This window comes from Priestia sp. D3YE.R1 (genome assembly GCF_049199565.1).
Classification (GTDB): Bacteria; Bacillota; Bacilli; order Bacillales; family Bacillaceae_H; genus Priestia; species Priestia aryabhattai.
In genome coordinates this window covers 69391-90692 of the sequence record NZ_JBLTHW010000002.1, presented here as the reverse complement: position 1 = coordinate 90692, position 21302 = coordinate 69391, and the positions used below count along the sequence as shown (strand labels likewise).

Sequence of the window (21302 nt, the reverse complement as noted above, 5' to 3'; positions counted from 1 at the left end):
CTTCCTTACTTACGTAGTTTTGGATCTAACGCATCTCGTAATCCATCACCAATTACGTTGAACGCTAAGATTGTTAAACAGATAAACAAACCTGGGAAAAATAAGCGCCAAGGATAGTATTCCAAAGCAGGTAAGCCTTCTGAAGCCATTGTTCCCCAGCTTGCAAGCGGTGCCGGAACGCCTAGTCCCAAGTAGCTTAAAAATGCTTCTGTAAAGATTGCTGAAGGAATCGTTAGTGTCATTGTTACTAAAATTGGACCTGTTGCATTAGGAATAAGATGTTTAAATAAAATACGCTTTGTTGTTGCTCCTAAAGTTTGTGAAGCCATTACGTACTCTTGGTTTTTCAACTGCAATACTTGTCCACGTACAATACGGGCCATGTTAATCCAGCCAGTAATGGTCATTGCCAAAATCATCGTGCCTAACCCTTGGCCAAGCATAACCATCAAAATAATAACAAGTAAAAGGTAAGGAACACCATATAAGATATCCGCAACACGCATCATTGTTTCATCCGTACGGCCGCCACGGTATCCAGAGATGCTTCCCCAAACTACGCCGATGAATAAATCAATTAAAGCTGCTGCTAACCCGATAAATAATGAAATACGAGCGCCTTCCCACGTACGGGCAAACACATCGCGCCCTAATTCATCTGTGCCGAACCAGTGCTCAGAAGATGGTGCCTGATTAGCATTCAATAAATCATTCGTTGCATAATCATATTTCACCATCAATGGACCAAATATAGCCATAAAAACAAGGAGAACCATTAGTACTACACCAAACATAGCAAGCTTATTTTTGCGAAAACGAATAAAAACATCTTGCCAGAACGAAAGACTCGGTTTTTCAATCTTTTCTGCTTGAGCATGGTCAATCCCTGCTGTTTCAAACATTTCTTTAGGAATTTTCGGAAGTTGCTGCATAGTTACTCTCCTTTCTTAGCACCTGTAAGTTTAATTCGAGGGTCAATAAAGCCGTATGCAATATCTACAAGCAAAATACACACAAGTAGTAAAATACTGTAGAACACCGTTACGCCCATAATTGTTGTATAATCTCGGTTTGAGATACTGAGTACAAAATGTGAACCTAATCCCGGGATACCAAATATTTTTTCAATAACAAAGCTACCCGTTAAAATCCCTGCTACTAAAGGTCCCATATAGGATACGACTGGAAGCATCGCATTTCGCATCGCGTGCTTAACTGTAATAACGCCTCTGCTTAAACCTTTTGCTTTTGCCGTACGAATATAGTCGTTGCTTAGCACTTCAAGCATACTTGAACGAGTTAATCGTGCGATGAACGCCATAGGAGTTGAAGCAAGCGCGAGAGCCGGTAACACTGTGTGTGCCCATGATTCCCAGCGTGCAACCGGAAAAATTTGCAGTTTCATAGCCAGAACGTATTGTAATACCGCTGCCATGATAAAACTCGGTACTGAAATTCCTAGAACCGCAATAACCATCGCCGTGTAATCTTGCCACTTATTGTGTTTTAAAGCAGCAATAACACCTAGTAGTACACCAATAGCAATCGCTATTAAAATAGCTTCCATCCCTAGCATGAATGAAACAGGGAATCCACCGTTGATCAAATCGTTTACCGTTTGGCCTTTATATTTGAAAGATGGACCAAAATCCCATTTTAAAATTGATGTTAAATAATCAAAGTATTGATGGTACCAAGGCTGGTCTAAACCGTAATACTGATTTAGATTTTTTTGAATTTCAGGGGGAAGCTGCTTTTCTGATGTGAATGGACCTCCTGGAACAGCACGCATTAAGAAAAAAGTCGCTGTTACGATCAGCCATAATGATAGAAACATATAAATAAGTCGTTTTCCTATATATTTGAACACCCTGACACACCTCCATATTTTTACAAAATCCGCGCACAAGAAAGAAAAGTATATGGAGCACCAGGCCCCATATACCCTTTGTCATAATTGATGTTACTTACTCAAAATGAGCCCACTTAATCTGAATGTCTCCAAGGCCAGACATCACAACATCTTTCAGCTGCTTGTCTTGTACCCAAGCATTTGTGTAGAAATAGATTGGTGCCACTGGCATTTCATCCATGAAGATACCTTCTGCTTTTTTCAACATTGCCTGACGTTTCTTAGGATCAGTTTCTTTTTGAGAGTCAATTAATAACTTTTTATATTCTGGATTTTCCCAGTTTGTATCATTGTTTCCGCCTTTTTTGTCACGGAATAACTCTAGGAAGTTGATTGGATCGTTAAAGTCTCCTAACCAGCCCATACGCCCAACTTGATAATCTCCTTGGTGTAATTTTTCAATGTAAACAGCCCACTCAGAGTTGTCTAACTGTACTTTAATACCAAGGTTTTTCTTCCACATATCTTGAACAGCTTGTGCAATCTTTGCATGTTTTTCATCCGTGTTGTATGAAACCTTAATTGCTGGTAGTTCTGAAGCATCTTTAAGGCCCATTTCTTTCAAGCCTTTTTCTAAATATTCTTTTGCTTTTTTCACATCATTGTCTTTGAAGTAGCCTTTTTTGTTATCTTCAAACATTGTTGGTGGTACAGCTGCCATCGCTGGAACTGAACCGTCTTTTGTAATTTGTTCCGTAATACCTTTACGATCAATTGCATAAGCTAATGCTTTACGAATGTTCACATTGTCTAAAGGTTTTTGTTCTGTATTAAACTTGTACCAGTAAGTACCTGCAATCTCTTGAATGTTTAATGAACCGTCTTTCTTTAATTCAGGAAGTGCATCAGCTGGTAATTGACCAGTAGGCATACCCGCCCAGTCCAATTCACCGTTTTTGAACATTGAAAGTTCAGTGTTGTTATCATTGATCATGTACATTTCAACTTTTTTAAGTTTTACAGCATCTTTATCCCAATAGTTTTCATTAGGAACTAACTCGATTTTGTCATTGTGTTTCCAAGTTTTTAATTTGAAAGGACCGTTTGACGTATAGTTGTCACCTGCATTTGTGTACCATTTTTCATTTGATTCAGCAATTTTTGTATTCACTGGGAAGTACGTATAGAAAGCTGTTAATTCTAAGAAATATGGCGTTGGGTTTTCTAATGTTACTTCAAGCGTTTTATCATCTGTTGCTTTAACGGCAACATCATCTAATGAACCTTTCCCTTCATTAGCAGCTTGTGCATTTTTAACATAGTATAATTGATATGCATATTGTGATTCGTTTTTAGGATCTAACGCCCACTTCCATGCATATTCGAAATCTTTTGCTGTTACAGGGTCACCGTTTGACCATTTTGCATCGTCACGAATCGTAAACGTATATTTAGTTTGATCATCGCTGATCTTCACATCTTTCGCCATTGCATTTTCAGGTTTTCCATCTTTACCGATGCGAGTTAAACCTTCAAATGTTTGTAGTAATACGTTTGATGATGTTGAATCATTAGCTAAGCCTGGATTCAGTGAAAAAGGCTCAGTTTTAATATTTACGCGAAGCTCTTGCTCTTTTTTCTTATCGCCGCCATCACTGCTAGCATTTTCACTGCCACCAGATTCTTTGTTAAATCCACATGCAGCTAAAAACAAGCTCATGACAAGCAGCAAACTGAAAAGAATCGACAATCTTTTCTTCATTGCGTGTTACCCCCTATTAAATTTTGTTTGTGTAGCAACCATATTTTTTTGATATTCACTAATTTCTTAATCCTCTTTCAATACAAAATAATCAGTTATTTTTTCATATAGTAGAGTGTTAAAGAACTCACTGCAAAATTATTCTTCTACCCTATGAAACTGTCATCAATTGTTTACATGCTGTAAATCCAATGTATGCGCTTAATATGTAGAAGACTCATTCATTACAAAATTCGCTAATTGAAACAAAACATTGGCTATTTTGTTTTTTCTGAAAAATTAAGAAATTGTAATACCTTTGTAAAAAATATGTTTGTTACGCCTATTATAAATATTTTAAAAATTTATTGCAATACTATTATTTAATGGTATTTTTTTATCATGAGGGAAAAAACCTTATCTTATAAGGATTGTGCCTACTTGTCAGACGTCTAAAATCTTTTTTGTAGTATAGGTATTATAATGGTATTACAAAGCCATTAGAAATACTAAATAAAAGATTTTTACCAAATCCTCTGCCAAATTTTCATTAAGAAATGCTTTAATTAAAAGGTTCTTGTCTTTTTTTGTCGCTGAAAAATTCCAGTAAATTGTCTTATAAAACTTTTTAGCGATAAGATGTTTAAATTCCTGCTTTTTCGCGTTATAATAACGAATAACTATATAATTAAAGCTGTGAAAAAGAGTAGTATGCAGAATTTTCATTTTTAGAGAGTTTGTGGCTGGTGAGAACAAACATTGAAACCTGCAGAATGGACTTTGGAGCTTTCAAGTGCAAAGCTTGAACGTTGACCTCAACGTTACATGAATAAAGATAGTTCACAATAATGTGTGCTAATTAGGGTGGCAACGCGGTCCATTCGCCCCTAGCTTATGCTAGGAGCGGATGGGCCTTTTTATGTTGTATCCGTAAACTAGCATCATATATGTGCAGATGAAAGGAAGATTTGATGAAAACAATTTTTTCAGGTATTCAACCAAGCGGTACAATCACTTTAGGTAACTACATTGGAGCGATGAAGCAATTTGTGGAACTTCAACATGACTATAACTGTCATTTTTGTATTGTAGATCAGCATGCAATTACAGCGCCTCAAGACCGTTTAGCACTTCGTAAAAACATTCGCAGCCTTGCTGCTCTGTATGTAGCAGTAGGAATTGATCCAGCAAAATCAACTTTATTTATTCAATCAGAAGTGCCTGCCCACACGGAAGCAGGATGGATGTTACAGTGCGTAGCGTATATCGGTGAACTTGAGCGTATGACTCAGTTTAAAGATAAGTCCGCTGGAAAAGAAGCAGTATCAGCAGGATTATTAACTTATCCTCCACTAATGGCCGCTGATATTCTTTTATACAACACCGATTTGGTTCCTGTTGGTGAAGATCAAAAGCAGCATTTAGAATTAACGCGTGACTTAGCTGAGCGCTTTAACAAAAAATACAATGATATATTCACTATTCCTGAAGTACGTATTCCAAAAGTAGGCGCACGCGTCATGTCCCTTCAAGATCCTACGAAAAAAATGAGCAAGTCTGATCCAAACCAAAAAGCTTTTATTACGCTCTTGGATGACGCTAAAACAATTGAAAAGAAAATCAAAAGTGCCGTAACGGATTCAGAAGGTATTGTTCGCTACGATAAAGAAAATAAGCCAGGTATTTCAAACTTATTAAGTATTTATTCAATCCTAGCCAATAAATCGATCGAAGACATTGAAGCAATGTATGAAGGCAAAGGTTATGGTGACTTTAAAGCTGACACAGCTAAAGTAGTAGCTGAAGCACTCGCTCCAATTCAAGAAAGATATTATGAATTAGTTGATTCTAGCGAGCTAGATGATATTTTAGATCAAGGTGCTGATAAAGCAAATGCAACGGCGAATAAAATGCTTCGCAAAATGCGAAACGCAATGGGAATTGGCCGTAAACGTTAAAAAAAACGACTGCTATGCAGTCGTTTTTTTAATTAACTTTTGGCTCTTGTTCAATTTCCCAAAGTTTTTCAAAGAAAGGTTGTCCTTTTACTAAGCGCTCGCATAATAATTTATGTTTCGGTGACCACCCTGACTTCGTTTCATCGTATAGCTGATTCCATACATCTTGAAACGGCATCTCTTGAATGTCTTCGTATTTCGTTGGATTCCACTCTGTGTACCAGTAGCGGATTTGAGCTGTATTTTTTGTTGTATGTAGCTGATCAAGTGCCATAAATAACAGCTGTTTTAGCTGACGTTCTTTACGTGTTAATCCTCTCATCGTTTCAGGAGACGGCGAAAGAATATGATGCTCTTTTTTATTTAGCTCGTCTTCACTGAACTTATATTCTAGCTCTTCTTGATCCGCAATCATTTCATAGACCAACTGTTCTTGTCTTGGAATTAAGCGGCTTTTTCGAATCGGAATATGATATCCCATCGTATCAATTGCTAAAATATTCGTTCCGTCTGTAACAATAAAACAATATTCAACCTGCGTGCGTTCATGATTTTTCCGAATGTATGCTTTCTGATAGACATCTTGTAGTAGTTGTTGAGGTAGCTCGGAAAGATCATTTTCAATGTAATGAAATAAAAGCGGATTTACTTTTAATAACGGTGCTTGATCGAGCAGTTCTACACAATCATCTTTTCTCCACTCATGGAAATGACACACATTATAACCGTTTTCTTCGCCTTCAAACCAATTAACCCATACATCATGAAGATATAGCATAATTTACCCCTCACTTACTATCTGTTTGTTATCCATCAGTATAGGCAGAGAAAGGAATTTTTATTCCAAATGATGTTATTTTTCTAAAAATTAATTATGAAAAGCCTTCGTTCTTGTTTATTATTCAAATGCCATTATTTCAAAGCTAGGACATACCGAGAGTGCTGATGATTGCTAAAGGCTTCATGAGCTATATCCACCGCTATAAGCAGAAAAAAATCCGAGTTTCTTCTATAGTAATAGGTTTGTCAGGAGGTCTGACAAACCTAAAAAAATCTATCACACTTTTGTGATAGATTTTTAACGAAGAGATTTTGGATTCAAAGCATCTTTTAATCCTTCACCAATGAAGTTGATAGCTAGGATTGTAAATGTAATAGCTAAGCCTGGCGGAACCCACATCCAAGGCTTATTCTGCAGCACATCTGATTCCCTTGCTTCTGTCAGCATATTCCCCCAGCTTGGCGTATCAGCCGGCACGCCAAAACCGATAAAGCTAATCGCTGACTCAAACACAATAAGGATAGCCATCTGCAAACTGGCTTGAACCACAATCGTTGAAAACACATTTGGCAGCAAATGTTTAAAGATAATTTTAAACGGGCTGCACCCAATGGAAACAGCTGAAAGCACATATTCATTTTCTTTTTCAGCCAAGACTTTGCTTCGCACCAGCCGGGCCGTACTTCCCCAGCTTAAGAAACTAACAACTAGAATGAGCGTCCAAACGCCTGAAATCTTTCCAATTAGAATTGTATTTAACACTACAACGAAAACAATTAGGGGAAAGTTTAATACAAAGTCTGTAAAACGCATTAAGAATTGGTCCACTTTGCCTCCGTAATAACCCGCAACCGAACCGATAAGAGTTCCGATTAAAATAACGAGTGTTGTACAAGCAACTCCAATCAGTAACGAAGTTCTTCCTCCATACAATGTACGTGCAAATACGTCTCGCCCATTTGTATCTGTTCCAAACCAATGCTCACTAGAAGGCGCTGCATTCATCGCCATATAGTCGATACGTGTAATATCTGCTTTTGTAAGCAGCGGTGCAAAAATGGCAAGAAGCGTAATCACAATCATGAAAGCCAAACTTATCATAGCTAGTTTATTTTTAACAAACTTCTTTCGCGCAATCGCCCATGGAGAAAGGTTTTTAGGAGCTTTCATATTCACTTCTGGCTGTACATCTTTTTTCGTTACAATTTCCATACTTTCTCCTCCTAATCCAAACGAATACGCGGATCTGCTACGCCGTATAACAAATCAGCAACCAGATTCCCAACCAGGGTTAAAATTGAAAACAACATTGTAAGCGACATCATAACTGAGTAGTCACGAGTTGCTACAGAGTCAACAAACAACTTTCCAATTCCTGGATACGTAAAGATTGTCTCTGTAATGATAGAACCGCTAATGATTGTTACAAGATCAAACCCTAAAAACGTAATAAGCGGAATCATTGAGTTGCGTAAGATATGAACATTATAAATTTTAGATTCTTTTGTCCCTTTTGCTCTAGCTGTGCGCACAAAATCTTTGCGACTGTTTTCAATAATATCATTACGCAAAAATTGGGTATATTGCGCGGTCGACATCAAGCCAAGAATCAGCGCGGGTAATATAACGTGATGAATTCTACTTTGAATAAATTCCCATGATCCCTCTTTCAATCCTACTTCAACAGAACCGCTAAATGGAAACCAGCCTAACTGAAAGGAAAATAAATAAATGCCTACAATCCCTGCGATAAACGATGGAACCGCTAATGCAAAGTAATTATATCCTGCAATAAAGTTATCTGCTAAGGTATACGGTTTTCTTCCTGCATACATACCTAAAATAAATGCAAACACATACGTAATTAAAAGCGAAGTCAAAGCTAAAAAGATCGTATTAGGCATACGCTCTAAAATAATATCTAATGTCGGTAACTTATGAGTTGTTGACTTTCCTAAATCTCCTTGTGCCACTCCCTTTACCCAGTTCCAATATTGAACGTAGATAGGATCGTTATATCCTAGCTTATCGCGCATTTCCTCAATGTATTTTGGATCTGTATTACTAGGGTTGATTTCTCCCCCAAAAGGGTCCCCTGGCATCATTTTTGCCAGGGAAAACACAACAAAGGAGATCAGAATCAACATTGGAATCATCCCTAAAATACGTCTTAGTGAGTATTGCAGCATCGTTGACTCTCCTTTACATGTAAAATATTTATTCTGTTACAGACCATTTCTCCGGATCTACAACTACCGTTGATGGATCTAGAGTTACGTTTTTCACACGCTTATTCACAGCATAAATATTGATATTTTCCCATAAAGGAAGTGCTGGCAGCTGCTCATTAAAGAATTTTTGCCATTTTACATATACATCTTTACGGTATTTATCATCAAATGATTTTTCACTCAAACCGTCTTTAAGCATTTCGTCAGATTCCTTATTTACCCAACGTCCATAGTTCCATTCAGCATTAGAGCTCCATAATCCTGTAGGGTCTGGATCTGAACCAGTGTCCCAAGAACCAAAGAACGCTTCTAAGGCCTTATCGTCGTTATCTTTCATTTCATTGTACAAGTTAAATTCAACAAGTGAACCCGTTGCTAATTTTGTTTTAATACCAATATCATTCCATGCTTGCATAATAGCCTTCGCACGACCCTCGAAGTTGGCTGGACCAGCATAGTGACCGAATGAAATCGTAAATGGTTTTCCGTTTGGATCTTCTACAAAACCATCATTATTCTTATCTTTATAACCGGCTTCAGCTAATAACTTTTTAGCTTTTTCTGGACTGTACTTGTACTTTGTTAAATCTTTTTGGTCAGCAGCAATCCAGAATACAGACGGAATAACTGTATTAGAAACAACCGCTTTGTCGTTCATAAATGCTTTTACCATTGCTTTTCTATCTATTGCATAAAGCAATGCTTGACGAAGTTTTAGGTCTTTGAACTTTTCGTAATCATCTACATTTTTACCAGCCTTTTGATCACGATGGCCAAATCGTAGCCCAATATACGAATAACTAGTTGATTTCCCTTCCAAAAAGTCTAAGTTTTCTGCTTTTTCAACTTGCCCTAAATCAGCTGGACGAACATCCATAATGTCGACATCGCCTTTTTTCAATGCTCCGGCGGAAACAGATGGATCCAGTACTTTTACAACAACACCATCAAGATGAGGCTTACCTTTCCAATAATCATCATTACGCTTCATTTGGACATATTCACTTGCTACCACTTTTTTCACTTTAAACGGCCCAACACCAATTGGCTCTTTACGAACTTGTTTGGACTCTGCAAGATCTTTTACAGCAATTCCTTCATAGTACTTTTTCGGCATTGGATACGGCCATAGATTATCTAAGTTATTTACACGAACTTCTTTAAACGTTACTTTAAATGTTTGCGGATCTACTACTTCAACTCCAGAAATAGAATCCGCTTTGCCGTCGTGATATTCTTGAGCGCCTTTAATATGCTCAACGTTTACATAGCGCGGACCTGTATAGTCTTTATCGGCAATCGTTTCATACGTATATTTAAAATCATCTGCAGTTAATGGATCTCCGTTATGCCACTTAATGCCCTTTTTTAATTTAAACGTGTAAGTTAGTTTATCACCACTCACGTCCCAAGTAGCTAAGTCAGATTTAATTTTTAATTTCTTATCATAAGTAAAGAGACCTTCATTGATAAATTCTAAGATTTGGCTATCATATGCACTACCATACAATGCGTACTCAAAAAGCCCTTCTGGCGCTCCGTCAATCCCATACGTAATCGTTCCGCCGTCTTTTGGCTTGTCTGTTTTTGCACCTTCAGTTTTTGTTTCTCCTCCTTCTTTACTAGAAGATGAAGAAGTGCTTCCACCGCTGCACGCCGCTAGAAAAAGCGATAGCACAAGCAAAATGGAAAAAAGTGATAAAAATGATTTCCTTTTCATCATGACGTTCCCCCTATTTAACTAATAATCTGTTCGTATGTAGCTTTACGAGTTATATAAATGGCAAGCTACTTGATGGCCAGGTCTCACCTCCTTTAAGGCAGGTTTCGTTTGGCTGCACTCTGCCATTGCATGTATACAGCGAGGATGAAATGCACAGCCTTTTGGCGGATCAATTGGACTTGGCACATCTCCCTGTAAAATAATACGCTGTTTTTTCTTTCGTGGATCTGGTTCAGGTATAGCCGATACAAGCGCTTGCGTATAAGGGTGCAATGGCTCTGCGTATAGACTTTTCTTATCAGCAATTTCCACTAAACCGCCTAGGTACATAACACCGATACGGTCACTCATATGTTTAACAACACTCAAATCATGGGCAATAAATAAAAAGGTTAGGTCGAATTCTTGTTGAAGTTCTTTAAGAAGGTTTAAAACTTGTGATTGGACAGAAACGTCGAGTGCCGATACCGGTTCATCAGCAATAATAAGCTTTGGACGAAGTGCAAGTGCACGTGCAATTCCAATCCGCTGACGCTGTCCACCGGAAAATTCGTGAGGATATTTATAGTATGCATCTTCCGGTAACCCTACTTTTGTAAGTAGATTCATAACTTCTGATTTTAATTGATTGGTTGATTTTCCTGTAAAATTCCGAATTGGTTCAGAAATAACATCTCCAACCATTTGCATTGGATTGAGGGAAGCATAGGGATCTTGAAAAACCATTTGGAAATCTTGTCTAATTTTACGGAGAAAAGTTCCTTTTACTTCTGTGATATCTTTACCATCGAAAATAATTTTTCCGCTAGTTGGTTCCAACAGTCTTAGAATCGTTCTTCCTGCCGTGGATTTCCCACAGCCAGATTCTCCTACCAGACCGAGCGTTTCTCCTTTTCGAATCGCAAAAGAAATACCGTCAACTGCTTTTACATCACCAATTTTCTTTCGAAAAAATCCCCCGTGAATAGGATAGTAGGTTTTTAAATGCTGAACTTCTAGCAATACATCTTTCACCGCTTTAGTCATTAGCTTGTCTTCACTCCTTTTGACGGATAGCTATTTTCATACAGCAGACATGCGACGTCATGCCCCTGTGAATCCTGGCGAAGAACAGGCGTAACGGAACTGCAGTCTTCCATTGCATGAGGACATCGGTTAACGAAACGACAGCCTGTCCGCGGCATGTTTACAAGAGAAGGCACAATTCCTTTGATCGTATTTAATACTTCTACATCATCTTCCATGCGTGGAATTGAGTGAAGAAGCGCTTTCGTGTACGGATGTTTTGGGGCATAAAATAACGTATCAACATCTGTATGCTCAACAATTTTCCCGCCATACATGACAATCACTTCATCACACATCTCAGCAACTACTCCTAAATCATGAGTAATCATAATAATAGACATATCATTACTTTCTTGAATTTCTTTTAGCAATTCTAAAATTTGAGCTTGAACCGTAACATCCAGGGCCGTTGTCGGCTCATCCGCAATTAAAAGTTTAGGCTGACAAGCTACCGCCATGGCAATCATGACACGCTGCCTCATTCCTCCCGACAGCTGATGCGGATATTCATCGATGAGCTTTTCGGATCTCGAAATACCAACGCTTCTTAAAAGCGCAATGCTTTTTTCGCGCGCTTCCGCTTTCGATATATTCATATGGTTAAACAATACTTCCTGCAGCTGATACCCAATGGTTAAAACAGGATTGAGGGATGTCATCGGTTCTTGGAAAATCATTGAGATGTCTTTCCCACGAACATCATTCATCTCATCTTCTGATAAGTGCGTAAGATTCTTTCCGTTAAATACAACGCTCCCGCTTCTAATTTGACTATTTACTTTAGGTAATAGCCCAATAACGGATAAAGACAATACGCTTTTTCCACAGCCAGATTCTCCTACAACTCCTACAATTCGCTTTCGTCCGACTTGAAACGACACGTCGTCTACAGCATTATGCCAGGAATCATTAATGGAAAAAGCAGTTTGTAAATTTTTCACTTCTAGTAAAGGTGTTGATCCGACAGGCTTTTTATCCATTTATAGTGCACACCTCATTTTTCTAAAAATTGTTATATTTGAATAAGATATTATTACAATTTCATTACAAAATCAATATATTTTGAAAATTAATTATATTTTTTATTTTTAAAATAATTATTTCTGAATATCTCTTCAGCACTTTAACGCATAAACCTCCTAATTTTTTGTTTAAAACAGGATAAAATTTACTATTTTTTGTTTTAGGTATATAGCACTTGTTTTTTTACAGTTGGAACGCAGATTTTTTTAAGATAGTATTGGTACTAAGAGGAAGCAGCTGGGTAGTGGTTAAAACGTGAGGCTTCATACATGAAGTAACAAGATGATAACCAATATTGTAGCCCATCATTTCTGGATACCAATTTTGGCCGAATAACAGTTGATCATATTTTTTTTCGTCAGCGCGAAGATTATAATAAGGTTTAACATGCTTTTCCCACATTTTTTTAGCTTCTTCAATGGTATAATAATTTGTCCAAGGAGCTAAATATTTTTTACCACAATACTCCTCTACAGCTCTTTCTGCTAACCCTTCCATCATCATAGCGTCTAACAAAGTAATGGTTTCATCAGACTTATTAATGGCTTTTAGCCTGCAAACGTGATGGTATTCATGGGTAAGCACCGCTAACATTTCTTCATCGGATGTATGACTTGTCATAAACACAAATAATTTATCGGTAAAAGCGACACCTGCTCTTCCGTTAAATTCACGCTGCATTTTTCGATTTCTAGGATTGCTTGGAAGCACTAGCACCGCTACATCCGGCCCATTCCATGCTTTTTTAAGCTTTTCGTAATGTGCTTTTACTTTCTTCCAAACCTGTCTTTTCTTCATTTCTTCTAATTCTTTTATAAACATTAAAGAAGGCGGACACATTCCATAGTTAAAAAGTAATTCCATACATTCTTTTTCTTTTAATTTCTTAAAATAGCGCGCAAGATGACGGCTTATTTCTTTCGGCTCCGTCCAAGTAGAAGTTGAAACAATCGGCATGTTTTCCCCTCTCTTTCTTCATCCTTTTGTTTCATGATATGTTCACAGCTACTCTTTTGGTTATCAAAAATAAAAAAAATTCTAGGCATCAGCCTAGAATTTTTCATTATGCTTCGTATTTTTTAAAGATGATTGTTGCATTGTGACCGCCAAATCCAAGTGAGTTGCTTAGCACTGCTTTTACTTCTTGCTTACGCGCTTTGTTTGGAATGTAGTCTAAATCGCACTCTTCATCAGGTGTTTGATAGTTAATTGTTGGAGGAAGAATACCGTCTTGAATTGCTTTTACACTAAAAATAGCTTCTACTCCACCAGCAGCTCCTAGCAAGTGGCCAGTCATTGACTTTGTTGAACTAATTGCTACTTTTTGAGCGTGGTCACCAAATACTTCTTTAATCGCCATTGTTTCAAATTTATCATTGTATCCTGTACTTGTACCGTGAGCATTGATGTAATCAATATCACTTGGCTGTAGGCCTGCATCTTCAATCGCATGACGCATTGCACGAACGCCGCCTTCTCCTCCTGGAGCTGGCGCTGTGATATGATGAGCATCTCCTGTCGAACCATAGCCCACAATTTCAGCATAAATACGTGCGCCGCGTGCTAGTGCATGTTCAAGCTCTTCAAGCACAATAACACCCGCACCTTCTCCCATAACGAAGCCGTCGCGGTCTTTATCAAACGGACGAGATGCTGTTGCAGGATCTGGATTTGTAGAAAGTGCTTTATTCGCACAGAAACCAGCAATAGATAAACGCGTGATTGGCGCTTCCGTACCGCCCGTCACCATCACGTCTGCATCTCCGCGTTGAATTACTTTAAACGCATCACCAATAGAGTTTGTACCTGTTGCACATGCCGTTACCGTACAAGAGTTCACGCCTTTCGCCCCTAAAGCAATAGAAACTTGCCCTGTTGCCATATCAGGAATCATCATTGGAATGAAGAATGGACTTACACGGCGGGCACCTTTTTCTAATAACGTTGAATATTGATTTTCAAACGTCTCCATACCGCCAATTCCAGAACCAATCCAAACGCCGACGTTTGGAGCAATTTCTTCTGTAATAGTCAAATCCGCATCTTTAACAGCCGCCAATGCAGCTACCATCGCATATTGAGTAAAGCGATCCATCTTACGAGCCTCTTTGCGGTCAATAAAATCTTCCACGTTAAAATCTTTTACTTCAGCCGCTACTTTAGCCGGAAATTCATCTGCATCTAGTCTTGTTAAAGGACCAACGCCAGACACGCCTGCTACTGCGTTTTTCCAAGCTGTTTCTACGTCATTTCCAATTGGTGTAAGCCCACCAAGTCCTGTTACAACTACACGTTTTTTATTCATCGTACATTCATCTCCTTCAGTTGCTTTAAAAATGTAGTGTTATTTTCCCCATCTAATAGCAATAGCTCCCCATGTTAAACCGCCTCCGAAGCCAACCATTACAATTAAATCATCATCTTGAATTTTCCCTGCTTCAAGCTCATGCACAATTGAAATTGGAATCGATGCTGCTGATGTATTGCCGTAGTATTGGATTGTTTTAGACATTTTTTCTTCAGGCAAGTCTAATCGCTGTCTTGCAGCTTCCATAATACGAATATTCGCTTGATGAGGTACAAGAAAATCAACATCCTCTTTTGTTAAACCTGCTTTTTCAATTACATTAACAGCAGATTCCCCCATTTGTCGAACAGCAAACTTAAATACTTCGCGTCCGTTCATGACAATATGATCAAGCTCGTTTTGATACAAGTGCTTGCCTCCTGTGCCGTCGGATCCTAGTTCAAAGGATAAAATACCTCGTCCTTCTGATACAGGTCCCATTACAACTGCACCTGCTCCGTCTCCGAATAAAACAGCCGTGTTACGGTCGTCCCAATCTGTAATCTTAGAAAGCTTTTCTACACCGACCACTAATATATGCTTGTAAGCATTGGTTTCAATAAATTGCTTAGCTGTAATCATGCCGTACATAAACCCTGCACATGCTGCACTCACATCGTAAGAAGCTGCTTTTTTTGCTCCCAATTTTTCTTGCAGCATACATGATACTGTAGGAAACGGTTGATCTGGCGTTACCGTAGCAACAATGATCATGTCAATATCTTCTGCCTCGACGTTAGCTTTATGTAAAGCTTCAACTGCTGCTTTATAAGCTAAATCAGATGTGTCCTCGTTATCGGCTGCAATTCGGCGCTCTTGAATACCTGTGCGCGTACGAATCCACTCATCTGATGTATCCATTACTTTTTCAAGATCTAAATTTGTTACAACTTTCTCTGGTACATAACGTCCAATTCCTAGAACACCAGCGTTCATATCAACCTCTCCTTTAAATAAAAGGCTTATATTCCTATAAAACCTATATCCGTCATTTCATTTATCGATTATATAATCAATTATTATGAGTTGGTACTAATTTTACTTCATTTTTTATTTTTTGTCTATATGGGTGTTCGTCCTACTCAGGTATCTATCATGCTACATATAGTAATCATACGGGTCCCTCTTACTCTAGTATGGGACATTAGGTAAGAACTTACCCTCCATTAAAATAGTGAAAGGAATGAGTATCATGGCAAGAAGACAAAGAAATGAAGCTTTTTCTGATTTTATGTTTGGAGCTGGGCGCAGAAAATCAAGAGAAGAAAGAGAGCGAGAGGAGTGGGAAAGATTATTTAAACAAATCGATGAAATTGTACTCGCCGTCGAAGAACTAGCTCCTCTTCTTAAACAGTTTGCCCCTTTAGTCGATTTATTTTCCAAACAAAAATAACAGCTCGGATTCTACCGAGCTGTTTTCTTTAGTTGTTTTCATTTTCAGCTAACGCATCTTGCTTGCCAAGCTCATAGGCGTCGTTCATTACTTTTGTCAGTAATGTCAATACCGGCTGTACGTGTTCCATTGATAGCTCAACGCCTGTTTCATCTAAGATCTGCTTTGCTTCTGGCAAGTACTTCATTGCAATTTGCATGAATTGCATATTTTGCTCTTCCATAGTGAAATCTCCTTTATTAAAAACATTTATTCCTCCTTATATTAGCGAATCTATTCTATAAGTACAACTTTCTCCTTTTAATGAAGAGGTAAAAAGAATGTTCTCATATGTTTTTTTTGCAGATAAATGCCTTCTTTAGCCGTTACTTTGGAAGAAAAATGCAGCATTTCTTTCGCTTTCCTGCTGATTTCATATTTCTCTTGAGCCGCTTCTTCCTTCACCTCCATATGAGTAATGTTTGCTCCTGCACTCCAAGGCTGTAACTTTTCTTCAACTAAATGAACTACTTCATATGAATATGCAGAAGTTTTACAGCGTCTAAGTGCACTGACCGCATCTTCAATATAAATAATAAAATCCGTGCCTTCCATGATGGTAAAAGCTTCTTCGTACCCGGCAATATTTTTAGAATAGCACATTGACAAAGGCTGCCAAGGTCCGTAAAGAGTCGGCGTTCTGACAATCATAATGGGCCATCCATCATCTTTATATTTTTCTATCATTCGCTCAAAATGAACGTATAGCCTTCCTTCACTACTGTCCGGTTCCGGAATCGTTGTTTCTTCAATCTTTCGCTGCTGGTCTCCAAATACGCGCATGGTAGAAACAAACACAAATCGAATGTTGAATTGACGGCATTTGTTAAGCGCTTGAATGAGTACTTGCTGCGCTTTTTGCATTTCTTGTCTTAAAAAATCAGGATGATAAAAATCTCCTCCATCGAAATACGTAAAGTAGACAATATCCGTTTCTGAGGTAATCATATCTAATGAATCTCCTACTTCAGTCGATGTATAATTAGCGTTTCGCCCTAAGAAAAATTTCATCTCTTCCTGCAAATCATCTTCTTCTTTATGAGCAGAATGTGTATATCCTTTTACTTCTGTACCTTCGTCTAAAAAAGTCATACATAAATGAAAACCAATAAAGCGGTTTGCCCCTATTACTACTACATTTCCCATATCGCTTCCTCCAATTCTTCATTCATCATTTATTCAACAAAAAGCTTAAATCCCTATAGTTATAGAGAGCACTCATTCCTTATTTCAAAGAAGTTCATCTGTAAAAGCATCATGAACTCTTTTTTCCTTTTATCTCTTATACAAAAAGCCCCTATGATATGTATAATCATAGAAGCTTTGCTTATAACACTTTTTCATGCTGTTTATAAAATTGGAGAAGGGACCGTTCAAATAAATAGTTTTTTTCCGGCAAATAAAGTGAAAGCATAATCGGAGAGTGAAGTTCTTCACGATGTAGTTCATATTTTTTACTGTGTGCAATTGGATAATGAGTAGAGGCATTAGGCGCGGTCCATATCTTCACGGGCAGCGTTGATTTTAATTCCGTAACGGAAGGGTACTCCTTAATTAGCTTTGATACTTGCTTCCGCTCCACTTTATAAGCTTGAGTCAAGTCCTTCGTGAATTGTTTATAAAAGAATTTATTGTTTTTTTCATGTTCTGCATGCGTATGAAGATCAATACATGGATTTAGCAAACCAGCTGATCGAATGAACGTATTCCCGTCATTTTCCATTAGCTGCAGCGCTAACAGAGCCCCCATTCCTTCAGCTAAAATATGAATTCGTTTATTTAAAATTTCTTGTTTCATTACTAAATGATAAAGTTGTTTTGCAAGGTGATATGCTTCAGGAGACCCCCAATGCCGGCCATATAAATTGGAATAAAATACTGTGTATCCTTCATCTTGTAAACATTGCAACAGCTGTGACCTTCCGCCGTGCTGAATCCATAAGCTAGTTGAACTTTCAACAAAATGATCTTTATCACCCAATACTAACACACCGAAACCATTCGGTCGTTCAGGGACATGTACGACATTCCATTGCGTATCTAAGCTAAAAAAGCGTCGATGTATCATAGCTCTTCCTCCGTAACTTACTAGTTGTTCCATACAGTGTATGATAGAACCATCAAAAAGCGCACTAGAATAATGCCTATTTCTGACTTATTGATCTTTTGTTTCTATATAGGAACACGCCCCTTATTTATTCATAAAAAATTCAATTTCTTATTTGACTGCTATATGCTAAAATGAAATCAAACTGTACTGTAAACGAGGTGAATAGAATGCGTGTCGTAATGGCTTTTGTTTGGGGCTTTTTACTAATGAATATGGCAGTGTACGTAATCTCTGCAATGACGGGCGGTACTTACAGTTTCGCAACCGCTTCCATCCTTGGAGTAGTTTTCACGCTAGTTGTAATTTTGATTGGAGAACTGGGTGTACCGAATAAACCAGCAAATAATCACCACTAAAAAGTGTTGGCTGTAAAGCCAGCGCTTTTTTTATCTTTTGGCATAAGCTCTTCTCAGCAATTTCTTTCGTTAACTCGTATTCAAAACGAATGACTGAAGCTATTTTTTACATTTATATACATTTATAATCATTGATTATGCCAGACTTTAACTGTATAATTTTAGAATAATCAAACTATTAATTGTAGGAGTGAATACTGCTGTGACTAAAGAAAAAATTGGTTTTATCGGAACAGGCGTTATGGGTCAAAGCATGGCCGGGCATTTAATTGACGCAGGATATGAAGTCCTTGTTTATACACGAACCAAAACTCGTGCTCAAGCACTGCTTGAGAAAGGGGCCAAATGGCAAGAAACCGTTCAAGAAGTGGCCGAACAATCTGATGTCATTATCACCATGGTAGGCTACCCTCACGATGTAAAAGAGATTTATTTAGGAAAAGACGGCATTATACATAATGCAAAGAAAGGCTGCTATACAATTGATATGACGACATCAAGTCCTATACTTGCTCGTGAGATTTATCAAGCAGCAAAAGAGAAGCACATTCATGCGCTTGACGCTCCTGTTTCAGGAGGAGATATCGGGGCTCAGAAAGCAACCTTAGCGATTATGGTCGGAGGCGATTCTGAAGCATTCTCTGCCGTTACGCCTATTCTTGAAAAAATGGGGACAAATATCGTTCTTCAAGGAAGCGCCGGTGCTGGTCAGCATACAAAAATGTGCAATCAAATTGCTATAGCCTCTAATATGATGGGTGTTTGCGAAGCGATACTTTATGCTGAAAAAGCTGGACTAGATCCGAATACCGTTCTAAAAAGTATTGAAACAGGCGCAGCGGGAAGCTGGTCGTTAAGCAATTTAGCTCCTCGCATGATTAAAGGAGACTTCGAACCAGGCTTTTATATTAAACACTTCATTAAAGATATGAAGATTGCCATTGAATCAGCTGAAGAAATGGAGCTGTATACACCCGGGCTAAAATTAGCAAAATCACTTTATGAACAGCTCGAAAAACAAGGCGATGATAATAAAGGAACACAGGCTCTGTATATCCTTTTGAAACAGCATGCCCTAACTGTATAAAAACAGGCAGCTCGTAACGAGCTGCCTGTTTTTATTAATGATTTACGCTTCATTTAACGAATTCATAAAACGACTGAATGCGAGCTGCCCTTCAGAAGTTTGTTTAAACACACCTGCATGTTCTAAAATAGTGGCAAAGACCAAACCGAGCTCTTGTTGGAGAATCTCTTGAACATTTTCCGCTTCAATATGTGGATATTTTTTCTTGATTTGTTCCGCCCACTTCACGTGTTTTTGCACTTGATCATGTCTGCTGGCTAACTCACTCAGGTTATTCTGAACCAACCCTTTGGCCACTAGACTCATTTCGTCTTTCAAACGACCGGGTAAAACCGCAAGCCCCATTACTTCGATTAAACCTATGTTCTCTTTTTTGATATGATGAACTTCTGCATGCGGATGATAAATACCATCTGGGTGCTTGCCGTTTGTTCGATTGTTTCGCAGTACTAAATCTAATTCGTACAAATCTCCTCTTTTCCGAGCAATAGGCGTGACCGTATTGTGAGGAGTTTGACCTGTAAAAGCCAAAATATCGGCACTTTGATCACTATATGATTTCCATTTCTTCAAAATGAAATCCGCTGCTTCCACTAATGGTGCAAGGTGAGAACTTTGAAGACGAACGACCGACATCGGCCAATGAACAATTCCAGCTTTCACGTTTGGATATGCTTTAAGAGAGAACAATTTATTTATTTTTGCTTTAGCCATAGGAAAATCATGATAGCCGCCTTGAAAGTGGTCATGAGTTAAAATAGATCCTCCTACGATGGGTAGGTCTGCATTTGACCCTAAAAAATAATGTGGAAATTGTTCAACGAAGGCAAGCAGCCGCTTAAACGTTTGCTTTGAAATATGCATGGGTGTATGTTCACTCGCAAAAATAATGGCATGTTCATTATAATAAACATAAGGTGAAAACTGCATATACCACAGCTCTTCCTGCAATTCTACAGGAATAATCCGGTGATTTTGACGAGCTGGGTGGTTAATACGACCTGCATAACCAGCATTTTCTTTACATAGAAGACACAGCGGATAGTTGCTTTCCTTCAATGATTTGCTTGCTGCAATTGCTTTTGGATCTTTTTCCGGCTTTGATAAGTTGATAGTAATTTCAAGTTCTCCAAAGTCAGTGTTTGTTACCCATCTTTCGTTTTTAGCAATTCGATCTCTGCGAATATAGTGAATGTCTTTTGACAGCTTATAATAATAGCTTGTGGCTTTTTGAGGGCTTTGCTGATAGTGATCATAAAATGTCCGATTAACCTCTGAAGGCATGCTTGCAAAGCATCCCATTATTTTGGTATCGAATAAATCTCTATACGTGATAGAATTCTCGGCGATTCGATTGTTTTCTGCAGCCCAATCAAGCATGTTGTCTAAAATAGCAGCTGGATGTTCCAGACGTTCTTCTTTGACTTCTACTATAATACATTCGTCGAGTTTTAACACTTCCAGCAGTTTATTTCTCACCACATCTATATCCCATTTTGTTACTAGATTCTTTTGTAAACCATATTGAATAAGTCGGGTGATTTCTTCATGAATGTTGACTGACATACACTCGTTCCTTTCTCTATCTGTTTT

The 21302-nt window shown here is 38.2% G+C and carries 20 protein-coding genes and 1 other annotated feature; of the genes, 4 read left to right on the top strand and 16 right to left on the bottom strand.

The features are described 5' to 3' along the window. Window positions 1-5: 5 nt before the first annotated feature. The 3 genes from ACOZIR_RS12785 to ACOZIR_RS12775 all read right to left on the bottom strand — a co-directional run bounded on the left by ACOZIR_RS12785 (window position 6) and on the right by ACOZIR_RS12775 (window position 3614). Window positions 6-932, bottom strand: coding sequence for an ABC transporter permease (locus ACOZIR_RS12785; RefSeq protein ID WP_014461585.1), 927 nt, complete (start codon window positions 930-932; stop codon window positions 6-8). 2 nt (window positions 933-934) lie between these two features. Beyond that, complete coding sequence (locus ACOZIR_RS12780; RefSeq protein WP_045291908.1) at window positions 935-1870, bottom strand: ABC transporter permease; 936 nt, start codon at window positions 1868-1870, stop codon at window positions 935-937. A 97-nt stretch (window positions 1871-1967) separates the two neighbouring features. Further along, window positions 1968-3614 carry a peptide ABC transporter substrate-binding protein gene (locus ACOZIR_RS12775; RefSeq protein WP_045291909.1) on the bottom strand — a complete coding sequence of 549 codons (1647 nt, stop codon included), beginning with the start codon at window positions 3612-3614 and terminating at the stop codon, window positions 1968-1970. A 666-nt stretch (window positions 3615-4280) separates the two neighbouring features. After that, window positions 4281-4485: a binding site (T-box leader), on the top strand. 76 nt (window positions 4486-4561) lie between these two features. On the opposite strand from ACOZIR_RS12775, the gene trpS reads away from it, so the two are divergent. Beyond that, window positions 4562-5551: a tryptophan--tRNA ligase gene (trpS, locus tag ACOZIR_RS12770; protein WP_028412367.1), complete on the top strand. Its 990-nt coding sequence runs from the start codon at window positions 4562-4564 to the stop codon at window positions 5549-5551. Between the two features lie 28 nt (window positions 5552-5579). Here the strand turns inward: trpS and ACOZIR_RS12765 are convergent, their stop codons facing one another. The 9 genes from ACOZIR_RS12765 to ACOZIR_RS12725 all read right to left on the bottom strand — a co-directional run bounded on the left by ACOZIR_RS12765 (window position 5580) and on the right by ACOZIR_RS12725 (window position 15660). Continuing rightward, window positions 5580-6329 (bottom strand): YjbA family protein, encoded by a 750-nt coding sequence (locus ACOZIR_RS12765; protein ID WP_014461589.1) that lies wholly within the window; start codon window positions 6327-6329, stop codon window positions 5580-5582. Window positions 6330-6629: 300 nt separating this feature from the next. Beyond that, a complete protein-coding gene (opp4C, locus tag ACOZIR_RS12760; RefSeq protein ID WP_045291911.1) occupies window positions 6630-7544 on the bottom strand; it encodes an oligopeptide ABC transporter permease in 915 nt (304 codons plus the stop codon). An 11-nt stretch (window positions 7545-7555) separates the two neighbouring features. Next, entirely contained in the window at window positions 7556-8521 is a 966-nt protein-coding gene (gene opp4B, locus ACOZIR_RS12755) for an oligopeptide ABC transporter permease (protein ID WP_013055410.1), read from the bottom strand. A gap of 28 nt (window positions 8522-8549) precedes the next feature. Beyond that, a complete protein-coding gene (gene opp4A / locus ACOZIR_RS12750) occupies window positions 8550-10286 on the bottom strand; it encodes an oligopeptide ABC transporter substrate-binding protein (protein ID WP_310878274.1) in 1737 nt (578 codons plus the stop codon). Between the two features lie 42 nt (window positions 10287-10328). Next, window positions 10329-11312 carry an ABC transporter ATP-binding protein gene (locus tag ACOZIR_RS12745; protein WP_045291913.1) on the bottom strand — a complete coding sequence of 328 codons (984 nt, stop codon included), beginning with the start codon at window positions 11310-11312 and terminating at the stop codon, window positions 10329-10331. After that, a complete protein-coding gene (locus tag ACOZIR_RS12740) occupies window positions 11312-12334 on the bottom strand; it encodes an ABC transporter ATP-binding protein (RefSeq protein WP_045291915.1) in 1023 nt (340 codons plus the stop codon). The genes ACOZIR_RS12745 and ACOZIR_RS12740 overlap by 1 nt, the downstream gene beginning before the upstream one ends. Before the next feature lie 226 nt (window positions 12335-12560). Next, window positions 12561-13334 carry a DUF2268 domain-containing protein gene (locus ACOZIR_RS12735; RefSeq protein ID WP_310878275.1) on the bottom strand — a complete coding sequence of 258 codons (774 nt, stop codon included), beginning with the start codon at window positions 13332-13334 and terminating at the stop codon, window positions 12561-12563. 106 nt (window positions 13335-13440) lie between these two features. After that, window positions 13441-14682, bottom strand: a complete 1242-nt coding sequence (fabF, locus tag ACOZIR_RS12730; RefSeq protein ID WP_013055405.1) for a beta-ketoacyl-ACP synthase II — start codon at window positions 14680-14682, stop codon at window positions 13441-13443. A 39-nt stretch (window positions 14683-14721) separates the two neighbouring features. Then, a complete protein-coding gene (locus ACOZIR_RS12725; protein ID WP_013081747.1) occupies window positions 14722-15660 on the bottom strand; it encodes a beta-ketoacyl-ACP synthase III in 939 nt (312 codons plus the stop codon). A gap of 256 nt (window positions 15661-15916) precedes the next feature. Between ACOZIR_RS12725 and ACOZIR_RS12720 the strand changes: the two genes are divergently transcribed. After that, complete coding sequence (locus tag ACOZIR_RS12720; RefSeq protein WP_045291919.1) at window positions 15917-16117, top strand: hypothetical protein; 201 nt, start codon at window positions 15917-15919, stop codon at window positions 16115-16117. A 28-nt stretch (window positions 16118-16145) separates the two neighbouring features. Here the strand turns inward: ACOZIR_RS12720 and ACOZIR_RS12715 are convergent, their stop codons facing one another. The 3 genes from ACOZIR_RS12715 to ACOZIR_RS12705 all read right to left on the bottom strand — a co-directional run bounded on the left by ACOZIR_RS12715 (window position 16146) and on the right by ACOZIR_RS12705 (window position 18224). Next, window positions 16146-16340, bottom strand: a complete 195-nt coding sequence (locus tag ACOZIR_RS12715; protein WP_013081746.1) for a ComZ family protein — start codon at window positions 16338-16340, stop codon at window positions 16146-16148. Window positions 16341-16417: 77 nt separating this feature from the next. Beyond that, window positions 16418-17302 carry an NAD-dependent epimerase/dehydratase family protein gene (locus tag ACOZIR_RS12710; protein ID WP_310878276.1) on the bottom strand — a complete coding sequence of 295 codons (885 nt, stop codon included), beginning with the start codon at window positions 17300-17302 and terminating at the stop codon, window positions 16418-16420. 181 nt (window positions 17303-17483) lie between these two features. Next, window positions 17484-18224: a hypothetical protein gene (locus tag ACOZIR_RS12705; RefSeq protein ID WP_013055401.1), complete on the bottom strand. Its 741-nt coding sequence runs from the start codon at window positions 18222-18224 to the stop codon at window positions 17484-17486. 209 nt (window positions 18225-18433) lie between these two features. Here ACOZIR_RS12705 and ACOZIR_RS12700 point away from each other — a divergent pair, with 209 nt between their 5' ends. Continuing rightward, window positions 18434-18622, top strand: coding sequence for a YjzD family protein (locus ACOZIR_RS12700; protein WP_013055400.1), 189 nt, complete (start codon window positions 18434-18436; stop codon window positions 18620-18622). A gap of 202 nt (window positions 18623-18824) precedes the next feature. Next, on the top strand, window positions 18825-19709 hold the full coding sequence (locus ACOZIR_RS12695; RefSeq protein ID WP_114894177.1) for an NAD(P)-dependent oxidoreductase: 885 nt from the start codon (window positions 18825-18827) through the stop codon (window positions 19707-19709). Between the two features lie 42 nt (window positions 19710-19751). On the opposite strand, the gene galT is transcribed toward ACOZIR_RS12695, so the two are convergent. Further along, on the bottom strand, window positions 19752-21275 hold the full coding sequence (gene galT, locus ACOZIR_RS12690) for a UDP-glucose--hexose-1-phosphate uridylyltransferase (RefSeq protein ID WP_045291922.1): 1524 nt from the start codon (window positions 21273-21275) through the stop codon (window positions 19752-19754). Window positions 21276-21302: the final 27 nt, after the last annotated feature.